The organism is Thermus scotoductus DSM 8553, assembly GCF_000381045.1.
GTDB lineage: Bacteria > Deinococcota > Deinococci > Deinococcales > Thermaceae > Thermus > Thermus scotoductus.
The window spans coordinates 1-12,315 of the sequence record NZ_KB905730.1 but is presented as its reverse complement, the minus strand read 5'-3'; the positions used below and the strand labels follow the sequence as shown (position 1 = coordinate 12,315).

Below are 12,315 nucleotides of genomic sequence, written 5' to 3'. Positions count from 1 at the left end.
CGGCCAAGGAGGTGGAAAGCTTGAACCTGCACGAGTATCAAGCCAAGGAGATCCTGGCCCGTTATGGGGTACCGGTGCCGCCCGGCAAGGTGGCCTACACCCCGGACGAGGCCAAAAGGATCGCGGAGGAGCTGGGCAAGCGGGTGGTGATCAAGGCCCAGGTGCACGTGGGCGGGAGAGGTAAGGCCGGGGGCGTGAAGCTGGCGGACACCCCCCAGGAAGCCTACGAGAAGGCCCAGGCCATCCTGGGGATGAACATCAAGGGCCTCACGGTGAAGAAGGTCCTGGTGGCCGAGGCGGTGGACATCGCCAAGGAGTACTACGCCGGCCTCATCCTGGACCGCGCCCAAAAACGGGTGGTCCTCATGCTCTCCAAGGAAGGGGGGGTGGACATCGAGGAGGTGGCGGCGGAGCGCCCGGAGGCCATCCACAAGTTCTGGATCGACCCCCACAAGGGCTTTCGGGCTTTTGAGGCCCGGGAGATGGTGAAACAAGCGGGCCTCGAGGGCAACCTCAACAAGCTGGCCCAGGTGCTGGTGGCCCTCTACCAGGCCTACGAGGGCGTGGATGCCTCCATCGCCGAGATCAACCCCCTGGTGGTCACCACCGAGGGCCAGATCGTGGCCGCCGACGCCAAGATCGTCCTGGACGATAACGCCCTCTTCCGGCACCCCGAGCTGATGGAGCTCAGGGAGATCGAGGCCGAGCATCCCCTGGAGGTGGAGGCCAGCAACTACGGCTTCGCCTACGTGAAGCTTCAGGGGAACATCGGCATCATCGGCAACGGGGCCGGCCTGGTCATGTACACCCTGGACCTGGTGAACCGGGTGGGGGGTAAGCCCGCCAACTTCCTGGACATCGGGGGCGGGGCCAAGGCGGAGGTGGTCTATAACGCCCTCAAGGTGGTCCTTAAGGACCCCGACGTGAAGGGGGTGTTCATCAACATCTTCGGCGGCATCACCCGCGCGGACGAGGTGGCCAAGGGGGTGATCCGGGCCCTGGAGGAGGGGCTTCTCACCAAGCCCGTGGTCATGCGGGTGGCGGGAACCGCCGAGGAAGAGGCCAAAAAGCTTCTGGAAGGCAAGCCCATCTACATGTACCCCACGTCCCTCGAGGCGGCCAAGGCCATCGTGGCCATGGTGGGAGGTGCGGCGTGATCCTGATCAACCGTGAAACCCGCGTCCTGGTCCAGGGCATCACCGGCCGGGAGGGGCAGTTCCACACCCGGCAGATGCTGGAATACGGCACCAAGGTGGTGGCCGGCGTGACCCCGGGCAAAGGGGGTAGCGAGGTCCTGGGTCTTCCCGTGTACGACACGGTAAAGGAAGCCGTGGCCCACCATGCTATTGACGCTTCCATCATCTTCGTGCCGGCGCCTGCCGCAGCGGATGCGGCCCTCGAGGCGGCCCACGCCGGCATCCCCCTCATCGTCCTCATCACCGAGGGCATCCCCACCCTGGACATGGTGAAGGCGGTGGAGGAGATCAAGGCCCTGGGAAGCCGCCTCATCGGGGGCAACTGCCCGGGCATCATCAGCGCCGAGGAGAGCAAGATCGGCATCATGCCCGGCCACGTGTTCAAGCGGGGGAAGGTGGGGCTCATAAGCCGCTCCGGCACCCTCACCTACGAGGCCGCCGCCGCCCTTTCCCAGGCGGGCCTGGGCACCACCACCACGGTGGGCATTGGAGGCGACCCGGTGATCGGCACCACCTTTAAGGACCTCCTCCCCCTCTTCAACCAGGACCCCGAGACCGAGGCCGTGGTCCTCATCGGGGAGATCGGGGGATCCGACGAGGAGGAGGCCGCAGCCTGGATCAAGGAGAACATGAAAAAGCCCGTGGTGGGCTTCATCGGCGGCCGTAGCGCCCCGAAGGGCAAGCGCATGGGCCACGCCGGAGCCATCATCATGGGGAACGTGGGCACCCCGGAGTCCAAGCTGAAGGCCTTCGCCGAGGCAGGTATCCCCGTGGCCGACACCATCGACGAAATCGTGGACCTGGTGAAGAAGGCCTTGGGCTAAAAGCCCTTAAGCCTCCCACCCTGGCCGAGCCAGGGTGGGGTGTTTTTACACCCTGCCCGTGGCCTCGGCCATCCAGCGAAGCCGTTCCCCGTGCTCGGGCAGGAGCTGGCCGGGCCTAAGCCGCCAAGCCCAGTTGCCCGAGGGGCGCCCAGGGTAGTTCATCCGGGCCTCGCTTCCCAACGCCAACACATCCTGCACGGGGTAGACGGCCAGCCTGGCCACCGACTTCATCCCCAGGTGCATGAGGGCCCAAGGCACCTCCTCCTCCCTGTGAAAACCGAGGCCCCACTCCGCCAGGTAACGCTCCATAAAAGCCCTTTCGTGCGGGCTGGCGGTGCGGTACCAGCCCAAGGTGGTGTCGTTGTCGTGGGTGCCGGTGTAGACCACCACCCGGCCGTGGGAGGGGTAGTTGTGGGGCAGGAAGGGGTTTTCCATCCCCCCGTCAAAGGCGAACTGCAGGACCTTCATCCCCGGAAGGCCAAACCGGTCCCTCAGGGCCTCCACCTCGGGGGTGATCACCCCCAGGTCCTCCGCCAGGATGGGCACCCGGCCAAAGGTTTCCTGAATCTTCTGAAAGAGCTTCTCCCCCGGGGCCTTCACCCAGCGTCCCTCCACTGCCGTGGGGCAGGAGGCAGGGATCTCCCAGTAGGCTTCAAAGCCCCGGAAGTGGTCGATGCGCACCAGGTGGAAAAGCTCCAAGGCCTTCCTCAGGCGCTCTATCCAGAAGGAGAACCCCTCCCTTTCCAGCACCTCCCAGCGGTACAGGGGATTCCCCCAGCGCTGGCCCGTTTCCGAAAAGTAATCCGGCGGCACCCCCGCCACCACCGTGGGCCTTCCCTCCTCATCCAGGTGGAACCACTCGGGGTGGGCCCAGACCTCCGCGGAGTCCTCGGCCACGAAGATGGGCATGTCGCCGATCAAGGAGAGGCCCAAGGCCTCCGCCGCCTCCCTCAAGGCCTGCCACTGCCGGAAGAAAAACCACTGGGTCCAGGCATGGAAGGCCACCTCCTCGGCAAGCCTGGCCTCGGCTTCCCGCAAAGCCTTTTCCTCCCTGAAGCGGAGGGGCATGGGCCAGCGGTTCCAGGGAAGGCCTCCGTGGTGGGCCTTCAAGGCCATGAAGAGGGCGTAGTCATCCAACCAGCTCCTTTCCCGGTCCCAAAAGGCCTGAAAGGCCTCCTTTTCCTCCCGGCTAGCCCGCTCCTGGAAACCCCGGAAGGCTTCCCTAAGCGCCGGCCACTTCCAGGCGTAGAGCCAGCCGTAATCCACCCGGCCCTCGGGAAAACCGGGGTCCTCGAGGCGGAGGTACCCCGCCTCCGCCAGAGGGCGGAGGTCGATGAGGTAGGGGTTCCCGGCAAAGGCGCTGAAGGACTGGTAGGGGGAGTCTCCGTATCCTGTGGGCCCTAAGGGCAAAACCTGCCAGTAGCGGGCCCCAGACTCCCCCAGGAATCGGAGGAAGGCAAAAGCCTCCTCCCCAAGAACGCCAACCCCATAGGGTCCGGGAAGGCTGGTGGGGTGCAGAAGCAGGCCATAGGCGCGCGGAAGCTCCATGGTCCCAGTTTACCCCAGGTTTGGAAACCCTTCCAGAGGCTGACAGAGCCTAAGCGGTTTGGGTCCACCAGGGAATCGGGCAAGCCAAAGCCTAGCCCACCTTGTTCCCCTTCTCGTCGTAGGTGTAAAACCCTCGGCCGGTCTTGCGGCCCAGAAGCCCCGCCTGCACCATGCGGCGGAGAAGAGGAGAAGGCCGGTACTTGTCGTCGCCAAAGCCCCGGTGCAACACCTCCATGATGGCCAAGCAGGTGTCCAAGCCGATAAGGTCAGCCAGCTCCAAGGGACCCATAGGGTGGTTCATCCCCAGGCGCATGACCCCGTCGATGGCCTCCTTGGTGGCCACCCCTTCCCTCAGGGCCTCGATGGCCTCGTTGATCATGGGCATGAGGAGGCGGTTGGAGACGAAGCCGGGGTAGTCCTGCACCTCGAGGGGGGTCTTCCCCATCCGCCTCGCCACCTCCACCACCACATCCCGGGTTTCCTCGGAGGTAAGCTCCCCCCGGATCACCTCCACCAGCTGCATGAGGGGCACGGGGTTAAAGAAGTGCATGCCGATGAAGCGCTCCGGCCTACCCGAGTAGCGGGCCAAGGCGGTGATGGGAATGGAAGAGGTGTTGCTGGCGAGAATCGCCTCGGGCTTCACCAGGCTTCCCAGGCGCTCAAAGAGGCGGCGTTTTTCCCCCTCGTCCTCCACGATGGCCTCCACGATCAGGTCCGCCTCCGCCAGGTCCCCCAGGACCACGGTGGTGCGGATCCGCCCTAAGGTGGCCTCGAGGTCCTGCGGGGCAATCCGCCCCTTCTCCACGAACCTGCCTAGGGAACGCTGGATGGCCTTCAGGCCCCTTTCCAGGAAGCTTTCGGCCACGTCCACCAGCACCACCTCAAAACCCGCCTGGGCCGCCACCTGGGCAATCCCGCTTCCCATCTGCCCTGCGCCCACCACGCCGATTTTCCTTACCTCCATAACGGCACCTCGGGGGCTATTTTACGCCCTTAAGGTTCACCAAAAGGACGCCCGCCAGGGCCAGGGTCCCGCCCACCAGGGATAAGGGGGAAGGCACCTCGCCCAGCCAAAGGTAGGCGACGAGGATGGCCAGGACTGGGGAAAGGTACAAAAAGCTGGACAAACGGGAGGCCGGGGTACGGGAAAGGGCATAGGTCCAGGTGAGGTAGGCCAAGGCGCCAGGGAAAATCCCCAAATAGAGGGTGCTGAGAAGGGCCGGGCGAGGCGCGGCGAGAAGGGCCTCCCCCAGGCCGGGAAAGAAGACGAAAAGGGGCAGCGTACCTAACACCATGGTGTAGACCGTCATCTCCCGGCTACCGTAACGGGCAAAAAGGGGCTTTTGCAGAACGAAGTAGAACGAGGTGGAAAGGGCGGAAAGCAGGATCAAAAAAGCCCCCGGGCTCAAAGACACCCCACCCCCCTCGCCAAAGGCGATGAACAAGGAACCCATGAAGGCCAGGGCAAATCCCAGAAGCCCCATGGGCTTAAGCCGCTCTCCCAGGAGGAAATAGGAGAGAAGTGCGGTAAACACCGGCCCCGTGGCGATGAGGAGGCTTGCCGCCCCGGCGCTCACCGTTAGCTCCCCGTAAACCAAGGCGGTGTGGTACACGGTGATGCCCAAAAACCCCAGGAGGAAAAGCCGGGGAAGGTCCTCCCTCCTGGGTGGACGGAGGCCCTGAAAACGGGCATAGAGGAGGAGAAGGGCGCTGGCCACCAAAAAGCGCAGGAGGACCAGGTGGCCTGGACTCAGGCCCTCTAACCCCGCGCGGATGCCCGCAAAGGCGCTGGCCCAGAAGAGGATGGTGAGGAAGGCGGCTGCCAGGGCCTTAGGTTCCATAAGGACCCACCAAATAGTAGAGGCCCTGGTGCAAAAAACCCCTCTCCAAAAGGGCGCTCACCTCCTTAGCCCCCACCTGGCTCACCCGCTCCTTGACCGCGGAAAGGGAAAGGTAGCGCCCCGTGTAAAGGTATTCCATCCCCAGGTGGAACAGCCTCCCCATGGGGGTTTCCCCCGCAAACACCAAGGCCGTGGCCAGGGGCGTCTTGGCCCTCTCCACCTCCTCCTCCCGCACGCCCTCGCGGGCGATTCGGCCAAGCTCCTCTTGAAGGACGGCCAGCACCGCCTCCTTGTTCGTCGGGTCCGCCTGCACGTAAGCGTGGAAGAAGCCTGCCCGGTCCGCCTCCTCGTGGCCGAAGGAGGCCACCTCGGCAAGGCCTCTGTCCACCAGGGCGAAGTGGAGCCTTCCCGAACCCTCCTCTCCCAACAGATGGGCCAGGACCTGGGCGGCAAAGCGTTCCTCCTCCTGGTAGCTTACCCCGGGGAAAAGGCCCACTAAGTAGAGGGCCTGGGCCTTCTCGTAGGGGTGCTCCTCCACTCCTTGGGCTGGGTTTAAAGGTGGGTAGGTCCTTCCGGCCTCCCCGAGGGGCCAGGCCTCGGTAAGCTGCTCCGCCTGGGCTACGAGGGCCTCAAAGTCCACCCTTCCCGTGGCGGCCAGCACCATGTTCTTGGGCAGGTAGCGCCTTTCGTGGTAGGCGGCCATGGCCTCCCGCGTCAGGGCGGTGATGCTCTCCACGGTGCCCAAGACGCTATTTCCCAAGGGGTGCCCCTGGAAAAAGCGGGCACGGGCCCAGTCGTAAGCCATGAAGCCCGGCCGGTCCTGGTAGCGGGCGATCTCCTCGAGGATCACCTTCTTCTCGGTGTCAAAATCCTCCTGGCGCAAAGCGGGGCGCATGAGCCTGGAAAAGAGTTCCAGAAGAGGAAAGGCGAACTCCGGCAACACGGCCCCGTAGAAGACCGTGGCCTCCTCGGAGGTGAAGGCGTTGTACTGGGCCCCCAGGCGGTCAAAGGCCAGGTTCACCTCCCAGGCGCTCATCCCTTCCGGACCCTTGAAGACCATGTGCTCCAGGAAATGGCTTACCCCGCTCTCCTCCTTCGCCTCGTCCCGGGCCCCGGTCTTGACGAAGTAGCCCAGGGCCACGCTTCGGGCCCCAGGAACCACCTCAGCGATGACCCTTAGGCCGTTTTTCAGCTCAGCCTCACGAAACATCGTCCACCTCGCCCAAAAGCCCCACCCAGGGGTTGCGGTAAGGATGCTCCCGCAAGAAGGCGTTCACCGCCCTTAGGTCCGTGGCCTCTATGGCCCCCTCGATCTCGGAAAGGGGCCGGATCCGCCCCAGCATGTAGAGGTCCCGGGCCATGGAACCTGCCCGGCTACGGATGGATTCATCCGCCATCACCAAGGCGGTCTTCAGCCCCACCTTGGCCCGGGAAAGCTCCTCCTCCGTGACGCCCTCCGCCAGGCGCTCCATCTCGGCCAGCATGACCCTTAGGGTTTCCCGGGCCCGCTCCTTGGTGGTGCCCCCGTAGGCCATGAGGAGGCCCTGGCCCTTAACCCCGGCGGGGAAGGCGCTCACCGCATAGACCAGGCCCCTTTTCTCCCGCACCTCGGTGAAAAGGCGGCTGCTCATACCTCCCGAAAGCACCTCCAAGGCCAGCCTGGCCGCGTAAAACCGGGGGTCCTCGGGGCCCACATCGGGATAGGCCAGGCCGATCTGCACCTGGGCCGTGGGTCGCTTGAGGGTAAAGGAATGGGGCTCCGAAAGAAGGGGGGTTGGGTAAAAGGCCTCCTCCCCCTCCCAGGCCAAAAGGGGCTCCACCGCCCCAAGAAGCCTCTCCCAGGAAATGCCTCCCGCCACCGCCAGGATGGCCCCCTTAGGGGTGTAGCGGCGCCGATAGTCCTCCCGCACCGCCTCAGGGGTAGCCCGCTTCAAGCTTTCCTCCTCCCCCAAGGGGTCCCGGCCGTGGGGGGAGAGGAAGACCCTTTTCCGGAGCTCAGAGAAAAGCTTCCGGGAAGGCTGGTCCTCCTGGGAGAGGAGGGCCTGCAGGGCCACGCTTCTCACCGCTTCAAAGCCCTCCTCGGGAAGCCGGGGATTCAGGAGAAGAAGGGCATAGAGCCGGAAAACCTCCTCCAGCACCTCCGGCAAAAAGGCGGCGGCAAAAAGGGTGTACTCCAGCCCCGCCCCGCTTTGCCGCCTGACCCCCAGGGAGTCCAGGGCCTGGGCCAGGCCCCGGGCATCCAGCTCCCCAGCCCCCTTCCATAACCAGCCCTCAAGGAGGGTACTGGCCCCCAGAAGCCCCTCAGGCTCGTTCACCGCCCCGGCGGGCACCAGTAGCTGGAAGGCCACCCCGGGGTAGTCCCGCTCCTCGAGGGCCAGAACAAGCCCATTCGGTAGTCGCTCCACGCGGCTCACAGGCCTAAGGGTATCATGAAGGGCGTGAGGGAAGGGGAACTTCGGGAACGGCTCCTCAGGCCCCTATTGCGGGAGCTAAAGGACGGAGCCAGGGACCAGGTGGTGGTGGGGGGCTTGGAAAACCTCATCCAGAACCTGGCCAAACCCTTCCCCAGGCTCCAGAGCCTCTTCCAGGGGTATGGGGGAAAAACCCCGGAGGAACGAAAGGAGATCCTCTTGGAGGCCATCCGCTTCCTTAAAGACGGCCTGACGGCCCCTCCCCCCAGGGCACAGGCGGCCTCCCTCCCTTCCCCATCCCGCCGCCTTACCCCCCAGGACCCCGCCCACCTCCTGGTTCCCCCGCAAAGCCGGAAAAAGCTTGCGGAACTTTCCCTCCACACGGTGCGGGACCTCCTCCACTACTATCCCCGCCGCTACGAGGACCGCAGGACCCTCCCCGGGGTACGCTTCCTGGAGGACGGCCAGAAGGCCACCCTCTCCGTGAAGGTCCTGAGCAAGGAGCTGGTGAAGACCCCCAAGAAGGGGATGCAGCTGGTGCAGGTGCGGGCCCAGGACGCCTGGGGATTCCGCATCACCCTGGTCTGGTTCAACCAGACCTGGGTCCTTTCCCAGATCCAAGAGGGGGAGACCCTCATCGTCACGGGAAGGGTACAGAGGCGAAACGGGGTGCAGCTTTACGTGGAGCACTTTGAGAACGAGGGCACCGAGTCCCTCTCCACGGGCCGGATCGTGCCCATCTACCCTGCCAAGGAGGGCATCGGACAGGCCTTTTTGCGCCGCACCGCCCACCGGGCCCTGGAAACGGCCCTCCCCCTCCCCGACCCCCTGGAGCCTTACCGGGAGGAGCACCGCCTTCTTCCCTACTCCGAGGCCCTTCGCCAGATCCACTTCCCCGAGGACGAGGAGGCCCTCAAGAAGGCCCTCCTCCGCCTTAAGTTTGACGAGTACGTGCTCTTGGAGCTAAAAGCCCTCTTGGACGCCGGGGGGCTGGTCCTGGGCCGAAGCTTTAAGGTGGAGGAAACCTGGACGGAAACCTTCAAGAAAACCCTTCCCTTCCCCCTGACCCGGGCCCAGGAAAGGGTTATGGCGGAGATCGCCCAGGACATGCAAAGCCCCAGGCAGATGGCCCGCCTCCTCCAGGGGGACGTGGGCTCGGGTAAAACCGTGGTGGCCGCCTACGCCCTCTACCTCGCCGCCCTGAACGGGGCCCAGGGAGCCCTTATGGCTCCCACGGAGATCCTGGCCAAGCAGCACTATCAGAACCTCAGCCGCTACCTCTTCCCCCTGGGGGTGCGGGTGGAGCTCCTTCTGGGCTCCATGACCCCCAAGGAGCGGGAGGGGGTTATCGAGAGGCTTCTTTCCGGGGAGGCCCAGGTGGCGGTGGGCACCCACGCCCTGATCCAGGAGGGGGTAGGGTTCAAGGACCTGGGCCTGGCGGTGGTGGACGAGGAGCACCGCTTCGGCGTGTTGCAGCGGCGGGCCCTCCTGAAGCTGGCCAAGGTTCCCCCCGATGTGCTGGTGATGTCCGCCACCCCCATCCCCCGCTCCCTGGCCCTGACCCTTTACGGGGACCTCGAGGTCAGCATCCTGGACGAGATGCCCCCGGGCCGCAAGCCCGTGAAGACCAAGGTCCTTCCCCACCGCCTCCGCCTCCAGGCCTACGCCTTCGCCCGGGAGGAGGTGAGAAAGGGGCACCAGGTCTTCGTGGTAGCCCCGGCCATCGAGGAATCCGAGGAGCTGGACCTAAAGGCGGCCACCGCCCTCTACGAGGAGCTAAAGGGCCTGCTCCCCGAGGTGCGCATGGCCCTTCTCCACGGCAGGATGCCCGCACGGGAAAAGGATAGCGTCATGGAGGCTTTCCGAAAGGGGGAATTCGACCTCCTGGTGTCCACCACCGTGGTGGAGGTGGGGGTGGATATCCCCAGGGCCAGCCTCATCATCGTGGAAAACGCCGAGCGCTTCGGTCTGGCCCAGCTCCACCAGCTTAGGGGCCGGGTGGGGCGAGGGGGGCTCGAAAGCTACGCCATCCTCATCGCCGGGGAAGCCAGCCAGAAGACCCTAAAGCGCCTTAAGGTCCTGGAGGAATCGGGAGACGGCTTCTACATCGCCGAGATGGACCTGAAGCTAAGGGGTCCTGGGGAACTCAGGGGCACCCGGCAGTCCGGCTACCCAGAGCTGAAGCTCGGGGACCTCTCCCAGGACACCGAGGTCATCGAGCAAGCCCGGGCCCTGGCCAAGCGCATCCTGGAGATGGACCCCGACCTTTCCCTGCCCCAGCACCAGGCTCTTAAGGAGGAACTCCGGGCCCAGGCGGAGCGCATCGGCTTCCGGGAGGTTATCTAGAAGGATGCCTGAGGAAGGAAACGGACTTTTGGAAACGACCCAGGGGAGGTGGGAAGCACCGGGATGAGGGCCCTGCCCCATCCCCATATCCCCGCCTTCGCCTCTGAAGGAGGGGTTCTGCGGGCCGAAGGCCTCCGAAGCTACCTTCTTGAGCTGCGGGAGGCCTACACCACCTACGCCCCGGTACCCTCCGTGACCCTTTACGTGCTCTCCGAGGGGGACTGGCGGGCCCTGGTGCCCTACCCCTACGGCCTGGCCTTCCAGCGAAGCGAGGGGGGAAGGCTTTCCCTCTTTGCTCCCCTCACCTACCCCGAAAGGCTCCTCCACCGTTTCCGGGAGGTCCTGCTTCCCCTAGGGCCTCCTCCCATGGAAATCCCTGCCTTCTTGGACCTGAACCTGGGCCACGAGTACGCCCACGCCCTGCAGGTGGCCTGGCGCCTGAGGACAGGGGCAAGGTGGCTGGACGAGTTCTTCGCCAACTACCTCTTCCTCTTGGGCTTGGCCAAGGCCAGGCCGGACCTAGCGGAATCCCTCCTGGCCTTTAGCCGCTACCTAAGCCGCCTGGAACCGGAAAGGCGAAGCCTTTCCGCCTACGAGAGGAGGCGGGGGGACCTGAAAAGCGCCCTCTGGTTCCAGGCCCAGTTCACGCTGAAGTCCCGGGAAATCCTGGAGAGGAAGGGGGACGGCCTCCTCCTGGCCTTCCTCGAGGCCGCCCCCCTGGACCGGAAGAAAGGGCACCGGCTTCTACTGGAGCTTTACCCGGAACTCAAGGCCTGGTTTGCTGCCTTCGGGCTTAAGGGCGCACCCGAGGCGCCGCCTTCCCCTCCGCCAGGGCCCTAAGCCACTCCAGGAAGGAAACCTCTCCCACCTTCAAGGTGTAAAGCTCCGGCCTTGGCAGGATGCAGTGCTGGCCACCCGGGGCCAGGTAGAAGGTGTAGTTTTCCGCCTGGGCCGGGGCCAGGACTGCCCTCATGGCGCCTTCCGCCCACTCCCGGGCCGTGGCCTCCGAAGGAGTCCGCTCCCCCTTCATGAGGCCGTAGAAGAAGATCTGGGTGCCGTCCAAAAGGGTGGTGTACTGGGCGATGCGCGCCTGGGGGAAGGCCTTGGCCAGGGCCAGGTAGATCTCCGCCACCTCCGGGTTCTGGGAGAGGCCAGGAACCTCCGGCAGGCGCGAGTTCCAGACGGTAAAGCCCGGGAAGTCCCGGGTGCGCACCCCCACCCCAGCATCCCCGCAGACCGCCACCTTTGCGTTTTTGTAGGTGGAAAGCACCTTATCCGCCCAGAATACCGCCCCGTAAGCCCCGGCGGAGCAGCCGGTCACGAAGACCTTTTCCGGGTCCGTGTGGTTGCGGAAAACGTACTCCAAGGCCGCCAGGGCGTTCCTGGCTCCCTGGTGGTGGACCTTGAAGCCCCCGTAGTCCACCGTGGCCCGGCCCACGTGGAGATCCCCCGTGCAGTAGGGCACGAAGACATGGGTCCAGCCGTAGAAGGGGTTGGCCACGCTCAGGCGGTTGTAGATGCCCTGGGCCAGAAGAAGCTCCTGCACATCCACCCGCTTGCGGTAGGTCTGGCTTTGCGGGCCGCAGGTGGCGGCATTCCAGCAGGCCCCACCCCCCTGGAAGTCGATGACCACCTTTTTGGGATCCCCCGGGCTCACGTAGAACCGGTAGGGGGAACCGTCAGAGCATACGCCACCTGGAACCTCCACTGCCTTCCAAACGGCCTCGAGGCCCTGGGCCAGGGCCAAACCCAGGAGCAAAAGCAAGGCTAGAAACCGCCGCATTGTTCACCTCCGTCCGCAGTGTATAAGGAGTCTTGAACCAAGCCAAGAAAGGGCAGCCTTCCCGGCTGCCTCGGTCGTGTAAGGAATTATGTGTAGGGGTTTGTGTATAAAAGGGGGGTACCAGGATTAGGAAGGAGGTACCCCGTGGACCAGGATACCTTGCAGGTGATGCTAAGGGAAGCGGTGAGGCAGACGGTGACCGAGGTCTTGCAGATTCTCCTGGACGCCGACCGGGAAGCCTTCTTGCGCCAGCACGGGGGACGCAAGAACGGCTACTACCCCCGCAAGCTGGAGACCGCCTTTGGCCAGGTGAAGCTGGCCATCCCCCGGGATCGGGAAGGGAAATACTATCCCAGCCTCCTTCAA

Annotated in this window: 11 protein-coding genes; 5 read left to right on the top strand and 6 right to left on the bottom strand. The window is 64.9% G+C overall.

What is annotated here, in order from left to right:
• Window positions 1-20: 20 nt before the first annotated feature.
• Both sucC and sucD read left to right on the top strand, forming a co-directional pair.
• Complete coding sequence (sucC, locus tag F604_RS0100880; protein ID WP_026328892.1) at window positions 21-1,157, top strand: ADP-forming succinate--CoA ligase subunit beta; 1,137 nt, start codon at window positions 21-23, stop codon at window positions 1,155-1,157.
• On the top strand, window positions 1,154-2,020 hold the full coding sequence (gene sucD / locus F604_RS0100875; RefSeq protein ID WP_019550025.1) for a succinate--CoA ligase subunit alpha: 867 nt from the start codon (window positions 1,154-1,156) through the stop codon (window positions 2,018-2,020). Before sucC ends, sucD begins: the two co-directional genes overlap by 4 nt.
• 45 nt (window positions 2,021-2,065) lie before the next feature.
• On the opposite strand, the gene malQ is transcribed toward sucD, so the two are convergent.
• The 5 genes from malQ to F604_RS0100850 form a co-directional block, all read right to left on the bottom strand.
• Entirely contained in the window at window positions 2,066-3,568 is a 1,503-nt protein-coding gene (gene malQ / locus F604_RS0100870; protein ID WP_019550024.1) for a 4-alpha-glucanotransferase, read from the bottom strand.
• Window positions 3,569-3,659: 91 nt separating this feature from the next.
• A complete protein-coding gene (locus F604_RS0100865) occupies window positions 3,660-4,532 on the bottom strand; it encodes a 3-hydroxybutyryl-CoA dehydrogenase (RefSeq protein WP_015716710.1) in 873 nt (290 codons plus the stop codon).
• A 16-nt stretch (window positions 4,533-4,548) separates the two neighbouring features.
• Window positions 4,549-5,409 (bottom strand): DMT family transporter, encoded by an 861-nt coding sequence (locus F604_RS0100860; RefSeq protein WP_019550023.1) that lies wholly within the window; start codon window positions 5,407-5,409, stop codon window positions 4,549-4,551.
• Window positions 5,399-6,619, bottom strand: a complete 1,221-nt coding sequence (locus F604_RS0100855) for a M16 family metallopeptidase (RefSeq protein WP_019550022.1) — start codon at window positions 6,617-6,619, stop codon at window positions 5,399-5,401. The genes F604_RS0100860 and F604_RS0100855 overlap by 11 nt, the downstream gene beginning before the upstream one ends.
• Window positions 6,609-7,823, bottom strand: coding sequence for a M16 family metallopeptidase (locus tag F604_RS0100850; RefSeq protein WP_019550021.1), 1,215 nt, complete (start codon window positions 7,821-7,823; stop codon window positions 6,609-6,611). Before F604_RS0100850 ends, F604_RS0100855 begins: the two co-directional genes overlap by 11 nt.
• 15 nt (window positions 7,824-7,838) lie before the next feature.
• On the opposite strand from F604_RS0100850, the gene recG reads away from it, so the two are divergent.
• Window positions 7,839-10,166 (top strand): ATP-dependent DNA helicase RecG, encoded by a 2,328-nt coding sequence (gene recG / locus F604_RS0100845; RefSeq protein WP_019550020.1) that lies wholly within the window; start codon window positions 7,839-7,841, stop codon window positions 10,164-10,166.
• Window positions 10,167-10,229: 63 nt separating this feature from the next.
• Entirely contained in the window at window positions 10,230-11,006 is a 777-nt protein-coding gene (locus tag F604_RS0100840) for a hypothetical protein (RefSeq protein WP_019550019.1), read from the top strand.
• Here the strand turns inward: F604_RS0100840 and F604_RS0100835 are convergent.
• Entirely contained in the window at window positions 10,960-11,949 is a 990-nt protein-coding gene (locus tag F604_RS0100835) for a pectin acetylesterase-family hydrolase (RefSeq protein ID WP_019550018.1), read from the bottom strand. The genes F604_RS0100840 and F604_RS0100835 overlap by 47 nt on opposite strands.
• 102 nt (window positions 11,950-12,051) lie before the next feature.
• Between F604_RS0100835 and F604_RS0100830 the strand changes: the two genes are divergently transcribed.
• Window positions 12,052-12,315: transposase (locus tag F604_RS0100830; RefSeq protein WP_026328891.1), on the top strand; the 264-nt coding region annotated here is incomplete at its 3' end.

Bases quoted from the DNA above. Each gene is read 5' to 3' on its own strand.
- F604_RS0100860 (WP_019550023.1), bottom strand. From the start codon at position 5,409: ATGGAACCTAAGGCCCTGGCAGCCGCCTTCCTCACCATCCTCTTCTGG.
- F604_RS0100835 (WP_019550018.1), bottom strand. From the start codon at position 11,949: ATGCGGCGGTTTCTAGCCTTGCTTTTGCTCCTGGGTTTGGCCCTGGCC.
- F604_RS0100865 (WP_015716710.1), bottom strand. From the start codon at position 4,532: ATGGAGGTAAGGAAAATCGGCGTGGTGGGCGCAGGGCAGATGGGAAGC.
- F604_RS0100855 (WP_019550022.1), bottom strand. From the start codon at position 6,619: ATGTTTCGTGAGGCTGAGCTGAAAAACGGCCTAAGGGTCATCGCTGAG.
- recG (WP_019550020.1), top strand. From the start codon at position 7,839: ATGAAGGGCGTGAGGGAAGGGGAACTTCGGGAACGGCTCCTCAGGCCC.
- F604_RS0100840 (WP_019550019.1), top strand. From the start codon at position 10,230: ATGAGGGCCCTGCCCCATCCCCATATCCCCGCCTTCGCCTCTGAAGGA.
- malQ (WP_019550024.1), bottom strand. From the start codon at position 3,568: ATGGAGCTTCCGCGCGCCTATGGCCTGCTTCTGCACCCCACCAGCCTT.